At 41.6% G+C, this 21,254-nt stretch carries 13 protein-coding genes, 1 tRNA gene and 6 pseudogenes; 13 read left to right on the top strand and 7 right to left on the bottom strand.

Annotated features, from left to right (window positions below):
* Window positions 1-125 precede the first annotated feature (125 nt).
* The 9 genes and pseudogenes from E2K52_RS08640 to cas1f form a co-directional block, all read left to right on the top strand.
* A pseudogene (locus E2K52_RS08640) lies at window positions 126-1,133 on the top strand (ABC transporter ATP-binding protein); the annotation flags it as partial.
* Window positions 1,127-2,838, top strand: a pseudogene (locus tag E2K52_RS08635) (putative 2-aminoethylphosphonate ABC transporter permease subunit). The pseudogenes E2K52_RS08640 and E2K52_RS08635, both read left to right, overlap by 7 nt.
* A 132-nt stretch (window positions 2,839-2,970) precedes the next feature.
* Window positions 2,971-4,058, top strand: a pseudogene (locus tag E2K52_RS08630) (FAD-dependent oxidoreductase).
* 68 nt (window positions 4,059-4,126) lie between these two features.
* Window positions 4,127-5,238 (top strand): annotated as a pseudogene (gene phnW, locus E2K52_RS08625) (2-aminoethylphosphonate--pyruvate transaminase).
* A 48-nt stretch (window positions 5,239-5,286) separates the two neighbouring features.
* Window positions 5,287-6,102 carry a phosphonoacetaldehyde hydrolase gene (gene phnX / locus E2K52_RS08620; protein WP_151204745.1) on the top strand — a complete coding sequence of 272 codons (816 nt, stop codon included), beginning with the start codon at window positions 5,287-5,289 and terminating at the stop codon, window positions 6,100-6,102.
* Window positions 6,103-6,772: 670 nt separating this feature from the next.
* Entirely contained in the window at window positions 6,773-7,747 is a 975-nt protein-coding gene (locus E2K52_RS08615) for a metal-dependent hydrolase (RefSeq protein ID WP_151204744.1), read from the top strand.
* 39 nt (window positions 7,748-7,786) lie between these two features.
* Window positions 7,787-8,611, top strand: coding sequence for an SDR family NAD(P)-dependent oxidoreductase (locus E2K52_RS08610; RefSeq protein ID WP_151204743.1), 825 nt, complete (start codon window positions 7,787-7,789; stop codon window positions 8,609-8,611).
* A 219-nt stretch (window positions 8,612-8,830) separates the two neighbouring features.
* The gene (locus E2K52_RS08605; RefSeq protein ID WP_151204742.1) at window positions 8,831-10,351 is read left to right on the top strand and encodes a flavin-containing monooxygenase; all 1,521 of its coding nucleotides are present in this window, start codon (window positions 8,831-8,833) and stop codon (window positions 10,349-10,351) included.
* Between the two features lie 612 nt (window positions 10,352-10,963).
* A complete protein-coding gene (gene cas1f / locus E2K52_RS08600) occupies window positions 10,964-11,953 on the top strand; it encodes a type I-F CRISPR-associated endonuclease Cas1f (RefSeq protein ID WP_227548223.1) in 990 nt (329 codons plus the stop codon).
* A 54-nt stretch (window positions 11,954-12,007) separates the two neighbouring features.
* Here the strand turns inward: cas1f and E2K52_RS08595 are convergent, their stop codons facing one another.
* From E2K52_RS08595 to ychF, 3 genes and pseudogenes are all read right to left on the bottom strand, one after another.
* Entirely contained in the window at window positions 12,008-12,706 is a 699-nt protein-coding gene (locus tag E2K52_RS08595; RefSeq protein ID WP_151204741.1) for a pirin family protein, read from the bottom strand.
* A gap of 220 nt (window positions 12,707-12,926) precedes the next feature.
* A pseudogene (locus tag E2K52_RS08590) lies at window positions 12,927-13,545 on the bottom strand (superoxide dismutase).
* 222 nt (window positions 13,546-13,767) lie between these two features.
* Window positions 13,768-14,859 (bottom strand): redox-regulated ATPase YchF, encoded by a 1,092-nt coding sequence (ychF, locus tag E2K52_RS08585; RefSeq protein WP_151204740.1) that lies wholly within the window; start codon window positions 14,857-14,859, stop codon window positions 13,768-13,770.
* 295 nt (window positions 14,860-15,154) lie between these two features.
* Between ychF and E2K52_RS08580 the strand changes: the two genes are divergently transcribed.
* From E2K52_RS08580 to E2K52_RS08570, 3 genes are all read left to right on the top strand, one after another.
* Window positions 15,155-15,919 carry a glutathione S-transferase family protein gene (locus E2K52_RS08580; RefSeq protein WP_151204739.1) on the top strand — a complete coding sequence of 255 codons (765 nt, stop codon included), beginning with the start codon at window positions 15,155-15,157 and terminating at the stop codon, window positions 15,917-15,919.
* A gap of 198 nt (window positions 15,920-16,117) precedes the next feature.
* The gene (locus tag E2K52_RS08575) at window positions 16,118-16,588 is read left to right on the top strand and encodes an Lrp/AsnC family transcriptional regulator (RefSeq protein WP_151204738.1); all 471 of its coding nucleotides are present in this window, start codon (window positions 16,118-16,120) and stop codon (window positions 16,586-16,588) included.
* A gap of 95 nt (window positions 16,589-16,683) precedes the next feature.
* Window positions 16,684-17,435, top strand: a protein-coding gene (locus E2K52_RS08570) for an IS5 family transposase (RefSeq protein WP_413772989.1) whose coding sequence is annotated in 2 segments (ribosomal slippage) — window positions 16,684-16,918 and window positions 16,918-17,435 — 753 coding nt in all. Because the reading frame shifts where the segments join, the coding sequence is not laid out codon by codon here.
* 65 nt (window positions 17,436-17,500) lie between these two features.
* Here the strand turns inward: E2K52_RS08570 and E2K52_RS08565 are convergent.
* Complete coding sequence (locus tag E2K52_RS08565; RefSeq protein ID WP_151204737.1) at window positions 17,501-18,250, bottom strand: YebC/PmpR family DNA-binding transcriptional regulator; 750 nt, start codon at window positions 18,248-18,250, stop codon at window positions 17,501-17,503.
* A gap of 234 nt (window positions 18,251-18,484) precedes the next feature.
* Window positions 18,485-19,039 (bottom strand): 1-acyl-sn-glycerol-3-phosphate acyltransferase, encoded by a 555-nt coding sequence (locus E2K52_RS08560; protein ID WP_151204736.1) that lies wholly within the window; start codon window positions 19,037-19,039, stop codon window positions 18,485-18,487.
* 714 nt (window positions 19,040-19,753) lie between these two features.
* On the opposite strand from E2K52_RS08560, the gene E2K52_RS08555 reads away from it, so the two are divergent.
* Window positions 19,754-19,830 (top strand) — tRNA-Ile (locus tag E2K52_RS08555).
* Between the two features lie 132 nt (window positions 19,831-19,962).
* Here the strand turns inward: E2K52_RS08555 and E2K52_RS15730 are convergent.
* Together E2K52_RS15730 and E2K52_RS08545 are read right to left on the bottom strand one after the other, a co-directional pair.
* A pseudogene (locus E2K52_RS15730) lies at window positions 19,963-20,154 on the bottom strand (IS5/IS1182 family transposase); the annotation flags it as partial.
* A 496-nt stretch (window positions 20,155-20,650) separates the two neighbouring features.
* A partial coding sequence (locus E2K52_RS08545) for a LysR substrate-binding domain-containing protein (RefSeq protein ID WP_151204734.1) occupies window positions 20,651-21,254 on the bottom strand: 604 nt, incomplete at its 5' end.

Genomic DNA, 21,254 nt, shown 5'->3' with positions numbered 1-21,254 from the left:
AATAATTCAAGTGAATTTGTTTGAAAGAAGAACTTTAAAAGCTTTATTTTCACCCGATAAAATACCCATAAAACAAGAGGAAGCTCAAATGAGCTTCCTCTTGTGAAAAATTGTGGGACAGCAATGGGGAGTTTGTCAGCTTTTTAGGCCCCTCAGGCTGCGGAAAAACCACATTGCTACGTATTATTGCAGGTCTGGAACAGCCCGATTATGGCCGGATTATTAAACAGCATGTCGATATTACTCACCTGAATACTGCCAGACGCAAATGCGGGATTGTGTTTCAAAACTATGCTTTGTTTCCAAACTTGACTGTTGCAGAAAACATTGCTTTTGGCCTGCATAAAAAACAATGGACAGCGGCACAAATCCAAACACGCATTACTGAGTTATTACAGCTGATTGAACTGCCGGAGATTAGTGATAAATATCCAAACCAATTGTCGGGTGGGCAGCAGCAGCGTGTTGCACTAGCACGGGCCATTGCCCCGAAACCCGATATTTTGTTGCTGGATGAACCGTTGTCTGCCTTGGATGCCTTGGTGCGTTTAAATCTGCGCCAGAAAATCCGTGCCATTCAACAACAACTGAATTTATCTGCAATTATGGTCACTCATGATCAGGAAGAAGCTTTAAGTATTTCCGATCGTGTTGCGGTGATGAATAAAGGCCTGATTGAACAGCTGGATACTCCGCACAATATTTACTATAAGCCACAAACCCGTTTTGTCGCGCAATTTATCGGCACCATGAACTTTATTCAGGCCACAGCAATTTCAACCCATAGCTTAAAGATTGCCGGGCAATATGAGTTGGATCATCCAAGCATAAATTTTAGGGCAGGCGAGCAACTCGAGATTGCATTTAGACCAGAAAATATTGAATTGGCTTTAAAACCAGAAGAGCGTAAAGGACGATTTAGTTTAGCTGTCCGTATTTTAAATATGGAATTTCTTGGCGCGAAGCGTCGCCTGTTTTGTGAATTGAAACAAAATGACCCACAGGCTGCGCCAGTCCAATTGCAAATTGATATTGAAAATCAGCAACTCATGAATTTAGCGGATGACATGTGGCTACAAATCCCGACTCAGGCTTTACATGTGTTTGACTTGCAAGGAATAGCCAGATGTTAAATCAGTCAACCGCAGAAGCCATTTTAAGCAGTAAAAAATCCAAACCTTCATTTTATTCATTACGTTCTAGTGCAGTGCTGTTCGTTGCAGCAATGGTACTGACCCTAAGTCTCATTGTACCGCTGTTATTATTATTGCAAAGCGCATTTTTGGATGAAAATCAGAAATTTGTCGGCCTGCAAAATTTTATAGCCTATTTTTCCAATCCAGCTCTGTTGTCCTCCATCTTCAACTCTGTCTGGATTGCCTGTACTGCGATGCTGGTGACAGTGAGTTTGGCCAGTATCTATGCATTTGCCTTGACCAACACGCATATGCGAGGCAAGGCATTTTTTAAAACCGTGGCATTTTTGCCGATTTTAGCTCCCTCGCTCTTACCTTCATTGGCTCTGGTCTATCTGTTCGGACAGCAGGGGGTGTTCAAAGGTCTGCTGGGTGATGTGCAAATTTATGGGCCTTTGGGCATTCTCATCAGTTACTGTTTCTGGCTGTTTCCTGCCATGGTTATGCTGATGATGGCCTCCTTTCGTAATATTGACCAGCGTTTAATTGAAGCTTCTCACGTTTTAGGTAAAAACAGTTGGCAGACGCATTGGGCGGTCACTTTACCTGCCATTCGTTACGGACTGGTCAGTGCCTGTCTGGTGGCATTTACTTATGTGATTACCGATTTTGGTATTCCCAAGGTAATTGGTGGCTCGTTCAATATGATGGCTTTGGATGTTTATAAGCAAATTATTGGCCAGCAAAATATGAATATGGGGGCAGTAATTTCTATTCTGCTGCTTTGTCCTGCTGTGATGGCCTTATTTTTGACCGCTATCAAAGCCGTCGTCAGGCCCGCTTTCAGAGCTTCCAGATCCAGCCTTATCGTATCAAGAACAATCCACGTCTGGAAAAGCTGCTGATCATATTTTGCAGCGTGATTGCAGGCAGTATTTTATTAATTGTGATCACTGCAATCTTGGCTTCTTTTATCCGCTATTGGCCCTACGATCTTTCGCTGACGCTGAACCATTACCGCTTCGACTACGTGGATGGCGGTGGCTGGTCCAGTTATTTCAACTCTATTCAGCTGGCACTTTGGAGCACGCTGGCCGGTACGGTACTGATTTTCATCATTGCTTTATTTACCGAGCGTTTTAAAGCCCATCCTGTGATTAAAAATTATGTGCAGATGCTGGTTTTATTACCATTGGCCGTACCCGGGCTGGTACTCGGAATAGCCTATATCCTGTTTTTTAATCAGCCTGAAAATCCCATGTCGGTGCTATATGGTTCATTAACCTTATTAGTGATTTCGACCATTATCCATTACTACACCGTGCCGCATTTAACCTTGAGCAATGCTATTAAACAGATTCCGACCCAACTGGATCATGCTGCGCAAAGTCTGGGAGCCTCAAATTGGAAAATGTTTTACAAAGTCTATTTGCCTTTAACCTTTCCTGCGTTGTGTGATGTGTCGGTCTATATCTTTGTCAATGCCATGACGACGGTTTCAGCGGCCATTTTCCTTTACTCACCGGATACCAATTTGGCTTCGGTGGCCGTGCTGAATATGGATGATGCCGGGGATACCGTGGCAGCGGTTGCCATGAGCATTTTGATTTTAGTGACGTCCTGTGTAGTCAAGCTGTTGCACTGGCTGTTGACCCGGAAAATGATGAAGTCGAGTCAGCGCTGGCGCGAGCATCAGCATTAGGTGAGAAAAGAGTTCTATTTTTTATCCTTTTAATTTGTTTTAAACCTTAATGAATACTCATTTTTTGAACGCTTTTTAACAAGGCTTAGGATTTTGCATCCTGAAAAACTTGAAAAGGCATGGAAACCTTCGATGAACACAGCAAAAACAGATTTAATTATTGTCGGCGCCGGTATTTTAGGACTGTCAGCGGCCATTCAGGCGGCTGAACAGGGGCTGAAAGTCCAGCTTTAAGCCGTCCAGATGCAAAATGGCGCCAATACGCGCTCGAAACCCGCAAGTTTTATCAGCGCATTCAAGCGCAGCATGATATTTCATTTCAGCAGCGCGATGGTTTATATCTGGCCAATACCGCTTTGGAATGGCAAGTGCTGAATGAGTTTGCTCAAGCTGCACCGGATTACCAGATTCCGGTCGAACTATTGAGCCGCACACAAGTGTTTGAACGTTATGGTTACCTGGACCACAGCGCCAACATCAGCGGTGCCTTAATATTTCAGGAAGATTATTCGGTCGAACCACATCTGGCAGGACATCGTTTATTGCAATATGCCAAGCAACTGGGTATTGAAATCTATTGTAATGCCTGTGTAGTACGCACCCGTTATCACCGTGGATATGCTGAAATCCAGCTGGCTTCAGGACAGCATTATCGCGCAGAAAAAGTCTTGATCTGTCATGGTGAAACGACACAAATTCTATATCCAGAACTCTTGCAGCACTTGGGTCTGCAGCGCTGTGCTTTACAAATGGCCCTGACTCAGCCTTTGGCGCATGATCTGAAAGCATCGATTTATTCGGGCTTATCTATCTCCCGTTATCCTGCTTTTGAAATTTGCCCCAGTCATCAAGCATTAAAAGAAGAATCACAGCAAGGTCTGGTCAAAGACTACGGAATTCATATTTTGATCAAACAAAATGAATTTGGACAGATTATTTTAGGCGACAGTCATGAATATCATGCCATTCAAGATACACCTCAATTTAATCAACGTGAAGAAATCAATCAATTTATTCTTAAATATTGTAAAGAAAAAATAGGTTTGAAACTTCCAGCCATTGAGTCTCGCTGGAATGGTTATTACCTCACACATCCTCAAGAGCTGGCCTGTGTAACCGAAGCGGAACCGAATATTTACTTGATAAGTGCTATTGCAGGCAAGGGGATGACTACAGGTGCAGGTTTTATGCAAGAAGTATTAAAAAACCATATTCTGTAATCTGGTTTAAACCAGATTGCGCTATATTGATTGTAATTAAAGTGAAAGTCTCAGTAAGGAATTGATGAATGAACGCGCATGTTGAACTAGAAAACAAATATTTACTGCTTACCCCTGGACCATTGTCGACTTCTCCAGCCGTGCGCCGGGTAATGCAGCGTGACTGGTGTACCTGGGACAAAGAATATAATGGTCTGGTGCAAGATATTCGCCAGCGTTTAGTGGCTTTGGCGACCTCAGAAACAGAACTTTACAGCGCCGTGCTGATGCAGGGAAGTGGCAGTTTTTCTGTAGAAACTGTATTAGGTTCAGCCCTGCCTAAAAATGGCAAAATTTTAATTATTAATAATGGGGCCTATGGTGCCCGCATGGTGCAGATGGCACGTTGCTTAAATATCGAAGTGGTTGAGCTGGCTTATCCGGAGACTCAAATTCCCGATTTAAGTGATATTGAAAAGGCATTAAGCGATTCAAGTATTACTCATGTGTCTTGTGTGCATTGTGAGACTACGACGGGCTTGCTCAATCCTATTGAAGAGATTGGCCGTCTTGTGAAAGCTGCCGGCAAAGTCTGGATCGTGGATGCGATGAGTTCATTTGGAGGGGTGCCGATGGACATTGCAAAGCTTGAAATCGACTTTTTAATTTCAAGTGCCAATAAATGTATTCAGGGGGTGCCCGGTTTTGGTTTTATTCTGGCAAAACGTGAACAATTACAAGCCTGCAAAGGTCAGGCGCGTTCAGTAAGTCTGGATCTTTACGATCAATGGAACACCATGGAACAGCATGATGGTAAATGGCGTTTTACTTCACCTACACATGTGGTACGTGCATTTTATCAGGCTTTGCTGGAACTGGAGCAGGAAGGCGGGGTTGAAGCCCGTTATCAGCGTTATGTGAATAATCAAAAATGTCTTGCGGATGGCATGCAAAAACTTGGTTTTAAACTGGTACTTGATACTGATATTCCACAATCGCCGATCATTACTACATTTATGTATCCAAATACGGCCGACTTTAGCTTTCAGGAGCTCTATGAGAATTTAAAACAGGCAGGTTTTGTCATCTATCCCGGCAAAGTCACCGATTTGAACTGTTTCCGGATTGGCAATATTGGCGAGTTTATCTGGAAGACATTCAACGTTTACTGGCTGCAATTTCAGTCTACTGCCAGAAATAATTTAGCTTATTTTTATTGATTTATATTTAATTTTTTAAGGAAAGACTCATGACAATTTCATCTAATACCTTGCAAGCGGTTATTTTCGACTGGGCTGGAACCACAGTCGATTTTGGTTCACGTGCCCCAATTTTAGCTTTCATGGCATTGTTTGCAGATAATCAGGTTGCAATCACCATTGAAGAAGCACGTGCGCCGATGGGTTTGGAGAAACGCGATCATATTGCAGCTGTGTTAGCCATGCCGCGTGTGGCAGCTGCATGGAAGCAGGCACATGGGGCAGAAGTAACCATTGCCGATATTGACCGTTTATATCAGGACTTTATTCCTTATCAGTTAAAAGCCATTCCGCAATGTTCACAGCTGATTCCGGGCGCACTGGAAACATTTGCAGATATTCGCGCACGTGGGGCAAAAATCGGCAGCAATACCGGTTATGCCAGTATGATGATTGCTGAGTTGGTAAAAGATGCAGCGCAACAAGGTTATGTGCCTGATTGCATTATTACTGCGAGTGATGTGAAACATGGTCGTCCGTATCCAGAAATGTTATGGAAGAACTTGATTGAACTGGATGTTCTGGATATTAAAACAGTGGTGAAAGTGGATGATACCGTCGTGGGTATTCATGAGGGCTTAAATGGGGGATGCTGGACAGTAGGCTTGGCCGTGAGTGGCAATGAGGTTGGTCTGAGCTATGAAGAATGGAAGGCACTGCCTGAGTCTGAACAGGTCAGTCTAAAAGAAAAAGCTTATGCAAAAATGCATGCTTCAGGAGCGCATTATGTCATTGACAGTATTGCAGACTTGCCTGCTGTGCTAAATGAGATTGAGCAACGATTGGCTCAAGGTGAAAAGCCTTGATCAGTTAAGTCAGGCATTAAAAAAATGGATATTGTTTTAATATCCATTTTTTGTTTTAGGCGAAGATCAAGGTGAATTTATATTTTACCATCTAAATTTTTGTTAAGGTTTCGACTTGAGCTAACCGTCTTTCAGAATCCTTTAATCTCCGAGCTAATATTTTGTAGCACCATTCTTAGGTATGCTGAGGTATTGACCCCATCGTTTTAACTGTCACTGGTACATCAGGGCAGAGCTATTTATTTTTTAATATTTTCAATCAAGGATTTGTTTGAAAATAACTTTTTAATTTTATTCCTGGAAGTAAGTAAATCCATCCTCTGAATTAGAGTCTGCATTGCCATCCAATATGCACTTGCTGTGCCATGGAAAATAAATCCAGAGGCTGGTTTCTAAGCCACATCTGTAAGGCAGATGTTAATCCACAGAATTGGCAAAAAAGTTCATAGTGATATGGGCAGTTTGGTTCTGGTCATATTTTATCAGTGCACTATGCTGTTAGGAATTCAGGCACCCCTTTAAACTTTTTCAGGAAGGATGCGGCACGATCTGGCTTGAGGTTTGAAGGATGGTATTCAGTAAAATTGCAGAAACAACCTTATAAACAATTTTACGCTTCAACTCAGGTGCTGGTTTTGGATTTTTTTATTCTCTCTATAGGGATTAAACTATGGTCACTCAAATTATTAGAAACGTTTTTACAGAAAAATTAAGTACGAAATATCAGGGAATTGTTCAAAATATTGTCGATAAATCCCCCATTCCGATTCGTCACTTTGATTTTAAATTTAACCCGGCAGAGCTAGATAAGCGGTTTTTCCTCAATAAAGAATTAGCCTCTTCTTATTTTCATGCCTTGTCAATTTTTTTGACTTTTGGTGAAGATGTGGTGATTGCAACTGCACGTCATCATCGGGATTTTATTGATGATCCGGTGTTGAAACAGAGGCTTACCTCCCTGATTGGACAAGAGGCCATTCATTCCAAAATTCATAATCAGTTTAATGATGAAGTTTTAAAGGAAAATGGCTATCCCGTCGAGTTGCTGCGCGCCATCGCTGCAAAAGTGTTTGATTATGGCATCTACAAACTGCCCCATTCCTTACAGCTTTCCTTAATGGCCGGCATTGAACATTATACGGCGGTTCTAGCCGAGTTTATGATGCAGCACGAGGCATATCTGCTGGGTTCACAGGATGAAAGACAGCGTGCCATGTGGATGTGGCATATGTTGGAAGAATCCGAACATAAAGATATTGCTTATGATGTGTTTCTGGAATTATCAGGTAATTACTGGCTACGAATTACCGGTTTTTTACTGGCAAGCTTAACCATTCTGGGCGGGGTGTCGCTTGGCGGTTATCTCATGCCATTTGTGCGTAAACCCAGCAATTTGATAAATCCGCGTTATATGAAAGATGTGCTAGAAAGCACAGCCTTGTTATTTGGCAGTGAGCGTGGCGTGTTTGGTAGCAGCTTTATGCATATTTTGGAATATCTGCGTCCGAGCTTTCATCCTAATGACCATGATACGACAGCCTATCTGGCCTATTACAAAGAGCGATTATTGCATCCTGAAACTGGATTGTTAACACCTTATTTCCTGAAAGAATTTTTACCGCCTGTACCTGCAGCTTCTGCCTAAGCTAATTCTGCTCAAGACTATATTTGCTGGATAATAAAAATGAAATTATTTAGAAAAAAAACCAAGCCCAGCCAGAATGCCTTTGCCGTGGTGACAGGTGCCGGAAGCGGGATTGGCCGTAATTTCGCCCTTGAGCTGGCCAAACGGGGCAGTATGGTGGTGTGTGCTGATATTAATCTGGAGGCTGCTGAAGAAACTGTTGCGCTAATTACAGCCTCGGGCGCCCAAGCGTTTGCCGTGAAATGTGATGTGGGTAATGCCAGACAAGTCGAACAGCTGGCGAATCAGGCCGAGCAGTTAATGCAGCACCCCACCACATTGCTGATTAATAATGCAGGGGTCGGCTTGGGTGGCAAGTTTGATGAAGTGACGCTGGACGACTGGAAATGGGTCACTGATGTAAATTTGTGGGGCGTGGTGCATGGTTGTCATTATTTTGTGCCTAAATTTAAAAAGTTAGGACATGGGGCCATTATTAATGTCGCTTCAGCAGCCTCCTATACCGCCGCTCCAGAAATGACCGCCTATAACGTCACTAAAGCCGGTGTACGAGCTTTATCGGAAACACTGGCTGCCGAGCTGAGAAAGTTTAATATCCAAGTCAATGTCGTCTGTCCAACGCTGGTGCCGACCAATATTATTAAAAATGGCAAGCTCCCGCATAAAGGAATTATGGATTATGCCCTGACTAATCTGGCATTGACCACTAGCAATAAAGTCGCGGAACTGACTTTGGATCGTCTGGATCAAGGCCAGCTTTATACTATTCCTCAGCTTGATGCCAAATTATTCTGGTTGATGAAACGGATAGCTCCAAATTTATATGCGAAATTTTTGGGTAATTTGTACCGGTTAATGAAGTGAAATATAAAAATCTCCAGCCTTTTTCGTAGGAGACAGGAAATACCTTCCGCGATCTGGGCTATGAGGCGGAATAAGAAATCTCTTCACTTGAAAGCTAAATCAATAAACATAGCAGCGTGTCTGACATATAAATAGTTCAGGTCTAAAGTCAGTGCGGAGATCAGGATAAAAAGCTTGGCAAGATAGCCAAGTCAATATCAGAGTTAAGGGACATTTAAAATGACAGCTCAAGCAGAAAAATTAGACACCGCTAAAAGAAAAGCATTAACCCCACATATTTACGATACATTTATTGTGGGTGCAGGTATTTCAGGCATTGCCACCGCCATTCGCCTTGATCAGGCGGGTTATCACAATTACAAGATGATTGAAAAGGCGACCCGGGTCGGTGGAACCTGGCGTGAAAACACTTATCCAGGTTGTGGCTGTGATGTACCCTCGGCTTTATATTCTTATTCATTTGCGCCCAGTGCAAACTGGAGTCATCTGTTTGCGCGTCAACCTGAAATCCTGAATTATCTGGAAGAGGTCAGTGAAAAGTTTAAGATCCGCGCCAAGATTGAATTTGGAACTGAACTGTTAAATGCGGCATGGGATAAACAGTGTCATTTGTGGGTAATCAAGACCAATAAAGGCCAATACCTGTCCAGAACCGTGGTTTTTGCCACAGGTCCTATTACCGAAGCTCAAACTCCACAGCTTGAAGGCCTCGACACTTTTCAAGGGGAGATGTTCCATTCAGCGCAATGGAATCATGAATATGATTTGACAGATAAGCGGATTGCAGTAATTGGCACGGGTGCATCGGCCATTCAGTTTGTGCCCCAAATTCAGCCCAAAGCTAAAGCACTGTATGTCTTCCAGCGCACAGCTCCGTGGGTGGTTCCAAAACCGGATATGGAGCTGGGTAACCTCAGCAAGGCAATGATTGCAAAATTTCCTTTCATTCAGACAGCGTGGCGGAAAACAGTGGCCCAGTCACTGAATGCAATTAATTTTGGCCTACGTAACCCAGCGGTATTAAAACCGATAGGTGAACTGGCCAAACTGATACTGCGCTTTCAGATTGAAGATGCTGAACTACGCAAAAATGTAACTCCAAACTTTACTATTGGCTGTAAACGTTTGTTATTTGCCAATAATTATTATCCCGCCTTACAGCAGGCAAATACCCGGTTGATTCCACATGGCTTGGTGAAAGTAGAAGGCAATCACGTGGTATCTGCAAATGGTGAACGCCATGAAGTTGATGTCATTATTTGGGGAACAGGTTTTGAGGTTTCTCATCCACCGATTGGTAAGCGGATTAGCAATGAGAAGGGGGAATGTTTGCATGATTTGTGGAAGAATAGTTCACCAGAAGCTTATTTAGGCACCAGTATTGAAAATGTACCGAATGCTTTTTTGATCTTGGGGCCGAATGTATTGGTTTATGATTCATTTATTGGTTTGGCAGAAGCACAACTGGATTATATTGTGGATGGTCTGCTTAAAATTAAGCAACAGGGAATTAGTCAACTGAACATTAAGCCAGAGGTGATCAGAGAACATAATGAGCTGGTACAAAAACATTTAAAAACAACAGTTTTTAATGCAGGTGGTTGTAAGAGTTATTATCTGGACGCCAATGGGCGTAATTTTGCGGCTTGGCCATGGTCATTGAAAACATTGAAGCAGCGGTTAAAACATTTAGATTTAAATGATTATGAAGTGACATATCAAAAGGAAAAAGCCAGCTAATTTTAAAAACATTTATTCAAAGGTTGATGATATCTATCAAAAATGAATCACTTTTTAACGATCATCATGGCAGAATGAGGCGTTTTGAAGCACGCGTCTATATGAGGTGTTGGGGCAGACTGAGGCGTTCTGATTCTATATAAATGTCTGATCAGTAGATCTCTTTCTTCAATCGAAAAATAATAATGCTAATTACATGTTTAAACAGAGATTAAAAGCTCCCTCTCTCTTTAGAATGAAGAGCATATTCCGCAAGAAGATGAGGGGGGGTTATAAGAGCCTCTCCCTGACCCATTCGTACAAGGAAAGGGAATTTCCTTTACGTTAATTAAAGAATGATTTGTGAAACAACTCTAATATAAAAATAAAGCAGAAGACCAATAACTTAATCAACAGAGTTCATCCAGCAGAGGATGGGGATAGAGCGATTCGCATGAAATTAAGCTCAATCTTTCTGAATAACACAGCTAGTCATTCCAAGAGACGGCCTAAAACTGTATTTCTATAGAGATGAATAAGAGACATAAAATGTCGCCTAACTTGAAATCAGGCTCGAATTTGTTGATAAATCTCATTATATTGATCTTAACTTGATACCAAGAATAATAGAAAATGCAACAACTTAATCCTTCAGATCTTAAAGCCATCTTGCATTCCAAACGCGCGAATGTGTACTACCTGGAGCATGCCCGGGTCATGCAAAAAGATGGTCGGGTCCTGTATTTGACAGAAGCCAAAAATGAAAACCAGTACTGGAATATTCCGATCGCCAATACTACGGTCATTATGCTGGGAACGGGAACATCAATTATCCAGGCCGCGATGCGTATGCTGGCCAGCGCAGGTGTTCTGGTTGGGTTTTGTGGCGGAGGCGGCACACCTTTATTTATGGGTTGTGAAATTGAATGGATGACACCGCAAAGTGAATATCGTCCCACGGAGTATATGCAAGGCTGGATGCAATTCTGGTTTGATGATGCAAAACGTTTAGAAGTTGCCAAGCAGTTTCAGCAGGCTCGAATTGAATTTATCAGAAAAGTTTGGGACAAAGACCGTGACTTAAAAGCCGAAGGTTTTTATCTGGATGATCTGGATATTCAGCAGGCACTGACAGGTTTTGAGAAGAAAATACCGCATTTAAATAAAGTCGGCGACCTCTTGTTAACCGAAGCGGCTATGACCAAGCAGCTTTATAAAATTGCGGCAACCCGCACAGGCTTAAAAGATTTTAGCCGCAATCCGGAACAGGGAGATTTAGCCAATGATTTTCTCAATCATGGCAACTATCTGGCCTATGGACTCGCAGCAACAACACTTTGGGTTTTAGGTATTCCGCATGGTTTTGCCGTAATGCATGGAAAAACCCGCCGTGGTGCTTTGGTGTTTGATGTGGCGGATTTGGTTAAGGATGCAGTCGTTCTGCCTTATGCCTTTATCTGTGCCAAAGAGAAGATGACTGAGCAAGAGTTTAGACAGCAGTTATTGCAGAAATTTACAGAGCATCGCTGCAGCTTAGAAATTGCGTATTCAGCGCAACATCTACAGCATCACGTTCACTGCCATATAGGCAGTTTAAATCTTAAACCTGCTTACCATTTTTAAAAATGGTGACTGATCACCTGAATCACTCACCATATGCTTTGAGCTGAGTAGGGGCTAGTGGTTGGCTTCTGGTAAATCAAACCAGATCACTTGAGCATCCTCCAGCGCTTTAATCTGACTTGCTTCAATGAAAGCAATTGCACCACCAGCCGCTACAGTATGTTCTGCAATCTGGACTGAACCGGAAATCACATGTACATAATTCACCTGCTGTGTTGCTTCAATCTCCAGACTTTGCCCTTTGTGAATCACTGCAGTTTTGACTTCAGTATTCTGGCGGATATGCATAGGCGCATTGTCATTTGGTCCACAAATCAAATGCCATTGGTTGGGCTGCTCGTGCGGATCACATTTAATTTGTTGATAGCTGGGTTCGGCATTCCGTTCATTAGGCACAATCCAGATCTGCAATAAATGCACCTGCTCACCACCCTGGTTCATCTCACTATGACGTACACCTGTGCCGGCACTCATCAGCTGCCACTCACCAGCAGAAATTCCGCCATGATTGCCCATACTGTCTTTGTGGGTAATGGTACCTTTTAAAACACAGGTCAGAATTTCCATATTGTCATGTGGATGCTGACCAAAACCCTGATGAGCATTAATCAGGTCATCATTGATAACACGTAATACACTAACGCCCATATATTTCGGATTATACCAGTTACCAAAGGAGAAGCTGTGTTTAGACTCCAGCCAATCCATTTTCACATGACCACGGTTTTCACTCGGATGTAAAAAAGCCTTCATGATATTTATCCTTAGCTTGATTATTCAATATGCTGCTATTGTAGTGTTGTTAACTGTGCTGGAGATATATCATTTAAGCGACAGATCGTTTGGTTTTTAAAACAATGATCCGGGAAGATATTCAAACAAAATTACCCACACGCCGCAAAGCAGCAGAGAGCTGCCAATAATCCGTTTGATTCGGGTGCGGCGAGTAGTCATTCTTTATCTTCCTTCCAGATTAAGGCGTGTTTAGGGCTTCAAGATAGCGGCAATTCACTTCTTTCCAGTTTATGACATTCATAAAAGCAGCAATATATTCAGGGCGGCGGTTTTGGTATTTCAAGTAATAAGCATGTTCCCAGACATCCAGTCCAAGAATAGGGATATTGCCATGCATCAGTGGAGAATCCTGATTGGCACTGCTTTCAATAATGATTGTTTTATCCGGTGCCACACTTAGCCATGCCCAGCCACTGCTGAAACGTGTCAGTGCAGCTTTGGTCAAAGCCTTTTTAAAAGCTTCAAAACCGCCTAGTTCTGTATCAATAGCTTGTGCAACTTCCCCTTGGGGATGACCACCGCCTTCAGGACTCATGATGCTCCAAAAAAAAAGAGTGGTTGGCATGACCGCCCGCATTATTAATGACATTGTTTTTTAAAGGTTCTGGTACTTGATTGAATTTTGTTACCAGTGTTTCAACAGACAAATCTTCCCATTCTGTACCTGCAATACCCGCGTTAATATTATTGATATAAGTCTGATGATGCTTGTTGTGATGGATCTCTATAGTTTTGGCATCAAGATGAGGTTCAAGTACATCATAAGCATAGGGCAGTGGCGGAAGTACATAGCTCATTTTATTGTTCCTCAGTGTCACCAGGTTGCGGATTGGACTAAGAAATAAAATACGCCTGAAGTTGATAAAGTACAATGAGAATTATTATCACTAGTGTTGCGGTGCGTTAAGTCTTTGTTCAGATGCTAACCTGCTGTGCAAGATATTTTCTTCACACCATAAAAAAACCCCTCGAAAGGGGTTTTAATTAAAAACAATGAAAAACTTAAGCTTAACAATCAATTACACGTTAAAACGGAAATGTAGAACATCACCATCCTGAACGATATAGGTTTTACCTTCCAAACGCCATTTACCTGCTTCTTTGGCACCTGCTTCGCCGTTGTACTGTACGAAATCATCATAAGCAATACATTCAGCACGGATGAAACCTTTTTCAAAGTCTGTATGGATCACTCCTGCGGCCTGAGGAGCAGTTGCACCTACTTTTACAGTCCAGGCACGAACTTCCTGTACGCCTGCCGTGAAATAAGTCTGCAAGCCAAGCAAAGCATAACCTGCGCGAATAACCACGTTTAATCCAGGTTCTTCCATACCAAGTGCTTCAAGGAACTCATTGCGGTCTTCATCTTCAAGCAGTGATATTTCAGCTTCAATCTGGTTGCACAAAGGCACTACAATTGCATTTTCCGTACTTGCCAGTTCACGTACTGCATCCAGGTGCGGGTTGTTTTCAAAACCATCCTCAGCCACGTTGGCAATATACATGGTAGGTTTTAATGTCAATAAACCAAAACCACGAACCAGTTTACGTTCATCATCATCCAGATCGGCAGCACGGGCAGGCTTGCCTTCATCTAGCAAAGGCAGGATTTTTTCAAGTACGGTTTTGGTCGCAACGGCTTCTTTATCGCCGCCTTTTGCAGACTTGGCCAGACGGGTGACAGCTTTGGTCACTGTTTCAAGGTCAGCTAGGGCCAGTTCGGTATTAATGGTCGCAATATCATCTAAAGGATCAATTTTACCATTCACATGAATGACATTTTCATCTTCGAAACAGCGAACTACATGTGCAATTGCATCCGTTTCACGGATATTGGCCAAGAACTGGTTACCCAGACCTTCACCTTTCGATGCGCCTGCCACCAGACCTGCGATGTCCACAAATTCCATCGTGGTTGGAATAACGCGTTGTGGTTTTACAATTTCAGCAAGCTTGTCTAAACGCATGTCCGGTACAGGCACGATACCTGTATTGGGCTCAATGGTACAGAATGGGAAGTTCTCTGCAGCAATAGCAGCTTTAGTTAATGCATTGAAAAGCGTAGATTTACCAACGTTCGGCAGGCCTACAATACCACAATTAAAACCCATGAAATAACTCACAAAGCGTTATATAAAAATTGCCTGTGATTTTACATGAAAGCCGCACCAAAGTCAGGTGATGTGTATTAGCTTTATTGCAATCGGACCATTTTTGATAGAGTCTGGATAAATCGAAAAAACCAGAGGAAAATAAGCAGATGCTGGCCTAACAAGAGCGGCTTGACCCTCATGATGTTAATTTTAAATAAAAATCACATTGTTTTTAAACAGGCGAATGTCTAAAGTAGCTGGAATAACCATTAGACGAAAATAGTCCTCATCTTGGCATATATACGGAGCATGCATGCGAACTCTATACCAGTTTCCTTTATCTCACTTTTGTGAAAAAGCGCGCTGGATGTTGGACCATAAAGAGCTGGACTATGTTGCACAGAACCTGATTCCCGGGGTACATCGGGCATTTGCCCGACTGAAAACCGGACAAAACCGCCTGCCAATTCTGCGTGATCAGGACCGGTGGATTGCCGATTCCACCCAGATTACACTATATCTAGATGATGCCTATCCGGAACATGGCCTGCTGTACCCAGAAGGCCCATGGCGCCAGCAAAGTTTAAATATTAATGAAATGACCTTGGAGCTAGGGCGGCATGTCAGACGCTGGATGTTGGCTCAGGCTTTGGCATATGATGATGAATCCATGGATATTTTAATTGGTGAGCAAGGTTATTTACGTCAGTTTGAAAAATACTCCCGGCCTCTTTTAAAAGCGGTGGTGGCCAGAGGCTATGCGCTGAATGAAGAAACAGTGGCGGAGTCTAGACAGCAGATTGATGTTGCGGTACAGCGGCTCAATGCCTTGCTGGTGCAAGCGGGTGGACAATATTTTGTGGGTTCACGTTTGGGGCTGGCGGATATTGCCGTGTGTTCGATGCTGGCCCCTTTATTGGCCATTCCCGGTACGCCTTGGGAAAAAGAAAACTTTGAAAATCTCTCCGAAGAATACCGTGAATATCAGCAGTATCTGGAAGACTTACCCCTTGGACAATATATCTGCCGGATCTACCGGACTGAACGTTGTGCGCGGGTCGACTGGCGTGGAGTATAGCCTGAGTTATATTCTGTGTATATTAAATGACAGCAAAGTTTTAAGATTCAAATCGTAAGATATAAAAAATCTTGAAAGCTACTGGTTATTCCAAAAATATTTTCAAAATAAGCAAATCTTGTGAAAATTACCGAAATGTTGTGTAGGATTTTTTAAAGTTAATCCTGCATTTCTAAAGAGATAGATAAGAGTATAAATATGGAGCTGGATCGTTTCGATAAACATATTCTGGAAATTTTAACCCATGAAGACATTAACCTGAATGAGCTGTCGGAGCGAGTAAATCTGTCAGTTAGTTCCGTACACCGCCGTATCAAGCATCTGATTGATCAGAATATTATGAGTGGTTTGAAGCGGGAGATTAATTATCAAAAGCTTGGCTTTAGCCTGCATGTGCTGTTGCAAGTTTCTTTAAGCAAACATGATAGTGATACTTTTGCCAAATTTCTGGAAGAGTTGGAAGATATTCCTGAGGTCATTCATGCTTTTCTCGTGACGGGACAATCAGCCGATTTTATTGTAGAAGTGGTTGCGCGTGATATGGAAAACTACAGTGAAATCTTGTTAAATAAAATTGGCAAGATCGAGCATGTGGTGGCTCTGCATTCCAGTTTTGTGATCAAGGAATACAATGTCTTTAATTGTAGTGGGCTATTAAACAAAGTTTAAAATATCCAATTATTTCTAGGGCGTGTCCTCATTTGAAGAATTGGTTTTAAATACTTAAAATCCTCCTTTGAGTTATTTTTATTTCTACATTTTCAATGGCACGCACTCTTCTTACCGATGATATCTGGCAGAAAATTCAAGATACTATGCGATTACATGGGTGCTACTGTTCAAAGAATAGTAGAAATATCATGGAAGCGATCTTATGGAAACTGCGTACAGGCGCCACATGGCGGGATATTCCCCAAGAATTTTGTCCTTGGCAAACTGCTTACAATCGCTTTAATCGTTGGGCAAGCAAGGGATTGTGGGATAAATTTTTTTTAGATTACGAGGCGTCCTGGATCAAGAATGGGTATTCATTGACGGAAGCTACATACGCGTGCATCAACATGCAAGTGGAGCTCGGCATGGTTTCAAAAGAGCAATTGGACAATCACGTGGTGGACGAACAACAAAAATACATCTTGCAACCGACGCGAATGGATTACCGATTGATTTTAAAATCACTGGGGGTGACGTCCACGACAGTCAAGTTGCAAAACAACTGATTGATACTGTAGACGAGGCAACTTATCTTATTGCTGATAAGGGATATGCTGCTGGGCAGATTAGAATATATGCCCAGAATAAGGATATGATTCCCATTATTCCAATGAGATCAAATAGTAAGAGGTCGAATAAGGAGTTTGATAAATATCTATATCAATTAAGACATTTAGTTGAAAATGCATTTGCGAGATTAAAACATTTCCGTGCTATTGCTACCCGATTTGATAAGCTTGCACGAAATTATCAGTCTATGATTTACATTGCTTGCATGTTTATTTGGTGTAAAGCCAAATGAGGACACGCCCTAACAAGTTTCAATAAAAAACGCACCTGAAGGTGCGTTTTTTATTCTAAAGCCTATTAAGTATCTAGCTGCGCTAATACTTCATCAGAGAATTCTACGTTGGTATACACGTTTTGAACATCATCCAGATCTTCAAGCATATCAATCATTTTCATGATTTTTTTCGCTTGTTCAATGTCCGTGATTTCAGCCTTGGTTGAAGGACTCATCACCACTTCTGCATTGTCAGACTTTAAGCCAGCAGCGGATAAAGCATCCTGTACCGTACCAAAGGCTTCTGGCGTGGTGATGACCAGAATCTGATCTTCATCCACTTCAATGTCATCTGCACCTGCTTCAAGTGCAACTTCCATAATCTGGTCTTCTAAAGACACATCTTCAAAAGAAATTTCACCACGTTTGGTGAACAGGAACGCAACCGAGCCATTTGTACCGAGATTACCGTCTGTTTTAGAAAAACAGTGGCGGACATCCGGAACGGTACGGTTCAGGTTATCAGTCATGGTCTCTACAATCACGGCAACGCCGCCTACGCCATAACCTTCATAAGTGACTTCTTTTAGATCGTCATTATCTTCACCGCCTGCACCGCGCTGAATTGCACGGTTGATGACATCACGTGTCATATTCACAGATAATGCCTTTTCCACTACAGCACGTAGACGAGGGTTGCTGCCGACATCTGGACCGCCGAGTTTAGCAGCAGTTGTCAATTCACGAATATATTTGGTAAACAACTTACCACGACTAGCATCTTGTTTTGCTTTGCGATGCTTAATATTGGCCCACTTGGAATGACCCGCCATGCGAAATATGCTCCTTGTAGATCGGCTGTATGCCTATCGAATTGGGCAGATTCTACCATAAGGTATTTTTTTGAAAATAGAGGCTAGATTTGAGATTTCAGCATAATGTCGAAAAAATCCTTAAAAAGGAAAACTATAGCAACAGAAACGAAAAACAAGGCAGAAAATAATATAAATAGAGAGGCAAACCCAGTAAGGGGGGAAAGTCGTTGCTTATGAGCTCTGCCTCAGTATTTATTCTGGAATAATAATCTCCAGCCCTACCTGGTCTTTATAAAGCTGCTTGATTAAAGCTAGATCATGAGACAGTTCAGTCGGATAGATTTTTCCAAAAATACCACCTTGTTTGGTTTTTGAGTTGGCATACATCAAGACAATGGGAACATTGGCTGCTTTGGCAATATGCCAGAAACCTGTGCGGATCGGTTTGCGTACTTCAGCACTTTTGGCACGGGTTGCTTCTGGCGCAATGACCAGATTAAATTTTTCATGCTGCTGGAAATGCTCCACCATCAAGCTCACAATATCTTTATTCGCTTGACGATCAACAGGGATACCCCCTATGGCTTTTAAAAGTGGTTTCAATGGTCCTTTAAATAACTCTTTTTTGATTAGCGTATGAATCTTCAGGTCATAAATCTGAAATAGTGCCAGTGAAAGTACAGCGTCTAGCATTGAAGTATGTTCAAAGCCAACGATGACCTGTTTGTCTTCCAATACATTCGGTTCCACATGGTATTGCCAACCGGCAAGTTTAAATGCAGATTCACCAAGAAATTTGTTCAGCATAAGAGAAAGTCAAAGTATATCTATGAAATAGTGAGTGCTAATTTCTGCCTGTTTTGGTGTGCAGTCAATAGAAAAGTGGAGTTAATATGCAAATAAAATGCAGAGGTATGGAAAAGGCAGAAGTCGCCAAAAGCGAATCTTACTTAGACGTAGATGTAATAAATATAATTGATTAAATATAAAACAAATATGAGTTGATATAAAAAATATATTAAAAAGGTCTTTTAGGGGCTGTTCAGAAAGCGTGAATCTTATTAGACTTTTGTCGTAGGTTCAAAAGTTGAGCTTTGAGTTTTATTCAAACAAATTGCCCCTGGGAGACTAGAAAAAATGACGTATATTACTGCTGTTCTATTTGCATCTGTCATTTTTGCACTCGTTATTGTATGGTCTTTGATTGAATTTTATACGGAATCTAAGAGAATTAAGCAATTTGATTAATTTTAAAACTTTCATATTTCAATCATGTGAAGTGTTAAAATTCCTATAAATAAAAGTTTTTTATCATTAATCCTTTAGTTATATGTTTTAAGTAATATTTAAAAACGATAAGTAATCATTTCATTTCAACAATTTTCATCCATTAGAGAAATTTGCTGATTTGAATTGTTGCGTTAATGTGCAAGCGGTATGAAAAAGGCTTGTATTTTAAAATAATCTCCGCTAGTATTCTCTGCGACTGAACTTGTTGATATATAACAAATTCAGCCTATAGGGCCTATAGCTCAGTTGGTTAGAGCAGCGGACTCATAATCCGTTGGTCGACAGTTCAAGTCTGTCTGGGCCCACCATATAAAACAACCACTTAGGTGTACTAATCCTAAGTGGTTTTTTTGTTTTTAGAATTCATATAAGTACTATGTAAGCAGCTTACATCAATATTATTTTTAATTGGCTTTAGAGCATAAAGGCTTTAAAGATAGAATTACCGCATGTGCTTGTCGATCTGAAAAGACTTTTCTGCAATGTTTGGTGTCATAAGCTCCATCTATATAGACAGAATTAATCCGCTCATCTAGTAAAATTTGATCAGGTAAATCATCGAGTACTTGTGAATCACTAATATTGTTCATTATGAGCGGAACTGTACATATTTGCAGTGTTTCAGCCTCTATACTCATATTTAGCCTAAGCCGCTATCATCGATATGAATGTTAATGTTTCTTACGTTTTTACTTGCTTTCACTTAAAGATTTCAAGTCAGTACAATCGGTAATTAGATGTAGGCGATTGCTGCTTTCTTTAATAGCTAATTGTAATAAATATTAATATGTTTTTGTCTTTTACATAATTAAGGTTTGGTTATAGGAAGATCAATTCGTTGTACGATAGATTTTAGGTCTAGACTTATTCATTTGAGAATTATTGCTGAATAAGCCTTTGGGATAAGTTCGTGCAATAAAGCCGCGGCAGTGTAAAAATAATCCTCTAACAGTATTTAAAAACCGACTCCCTTAGCTCATATAGGGGACATTTTAGACTGCTTAACATGTTAACTTTTTGAGTATCCCATACCTTTATTGTTCTATAGTCTTTAGGATTTGGCTATAATTCTGGTGATCCGTTCATTTGCTGTGTCTAGATGTTATTGAAATCTATACAAATAGTGATTTATCTGCCCATTAGCAGTTCTTGCTGAACATCGGCCTGTTTACGCAAAAAATCCCACACTAATTTAATTCTCGGCTCATGTTGTAAATCGACCAGGGTGAGCATCCAGAAAGTATGGGTAAAACTCAGCTGATCGCCTAGAACTTCTTCCAGTTCACTTTTATCATGTACAAGAAATCTCGGCAAAATGGCCAATCCGGCACCGGCCCGAACTGCAATCTCCTGCGCCAGAATACTGTTACTGCGAAAACAGGCGCTGACTTGCAAGGGCAGACGTTCCAGTGAATACAGCGCCGCGCTATAAACCAGATCATCAATATAATTGACAAAACGTTGCTGTTTCAGATCTTCCAGTTTTTGAATGGGCGGATTTTGTTGTAAATAACGTTTACTGCCATACAGCTTTAGACAGTAATTGGACAACCGGGTAATGATATACGGCCCGGATTTAGGCCGGTCGATGGAAATAACGATATCCGCTTCACGATGCGAGAGTTTAATGGTTTTTGGCACCGGAATCAGGTCAATGGTCAATAGCGGATAATGCTGGGAAAACTCAGCCAACAGACCCGCCAGAAATGCCGTGCCGAAGCCTTCCGGCGCG

It is taken from the genome of Acinetobacter sp. RF14B (assembly GCF_006864105.1).
In the GTDB taxonomy this organism is placed as follows: Bacteria; Pseudomonadota; Gammaproteobacteria; order Pseudomonadales; family Moraxellaceae; genus Acinetobacter; species Acinetobacter lwoffii_C.
Note: the sequence above shows the minus strand (reverse complement) of the source record. Positions and strands in the feature narration are given on the sequence as shown.

Coding starts and splice junctions, on each gene's coding strand:
- phnX (WP_151204745.1), top strand. CDS start 5,287: ATGACAATTTCATCTAATACCTTGCAAGCGGTTATTTTCGACTGGGCT.
- E2K52_RS08615 (WP_151204744.1), top strand. CDS start 6,773: ATGGTCACTCAAATTATTAGAAACGTTTTTACAGAAAAATTAAGTACG.
- E2K52_RS08610 (WP_151204743.1), top strand. CDS start 7,787: ATGAAATTATTTAGAAAAAAAACCAAGCCCAGCCAGAATGCCTTTGCC.
- E2K52_RS08605 (WP_151204742.1), top strand. CDS start 8,831: ATGACAGCTCAAGCAGAAAAATTAGACACCGCTAAAAGAAAAGCATTA.
- cas1f (WP_227548223.1), top strand. CDS start 10,964: ATGCAACAACTTAATCCTTCAGATCTTAAAGCCATCTTGCATTCCAAA.
- E2K52_RS08595 (WP_151204741.1), bottom strand. CDS start 12,706: ATGAAGGCTTTTTTACATCCGAGTGAAAACCGTGGTCATGTGAAAATG.
- ychF (WP_151204740.1), bottom strand. CDS start 14,859: ATGGGTTTTAATTGTGGTATTGTAGGCCTGCCGAACGTTGGTAAATCT.
- E2K52_RS08580 (WP_151204739.1), top strand. CDS start 15,155: ATGCGAACTCTATACCAGTTTCCTTTATCTCACTTTTGTGAAAAAGCG.
- E2K52_RS08575 (WP_151204738.1), top strand. CDS start 16,118: ATGGAGCTGGATCGTTTCGATAAACATATTCTGGAAATTTTAACCCAT.
- E2K52_RS08565 (WP_151204737.1), bottom strand. CDS start 18,250: ATGGCGGGTCATTCCAAGTGGGCCAATATTAAGCATCGCAAAGCAAAA.
- E2K52_RS08560 (WP_151204736.1), bottom strand. CDS start 19,039: ATGCTGAACAAATTTCTTGGTGAATCTGCATTTAAACTTGCCGGTTGG.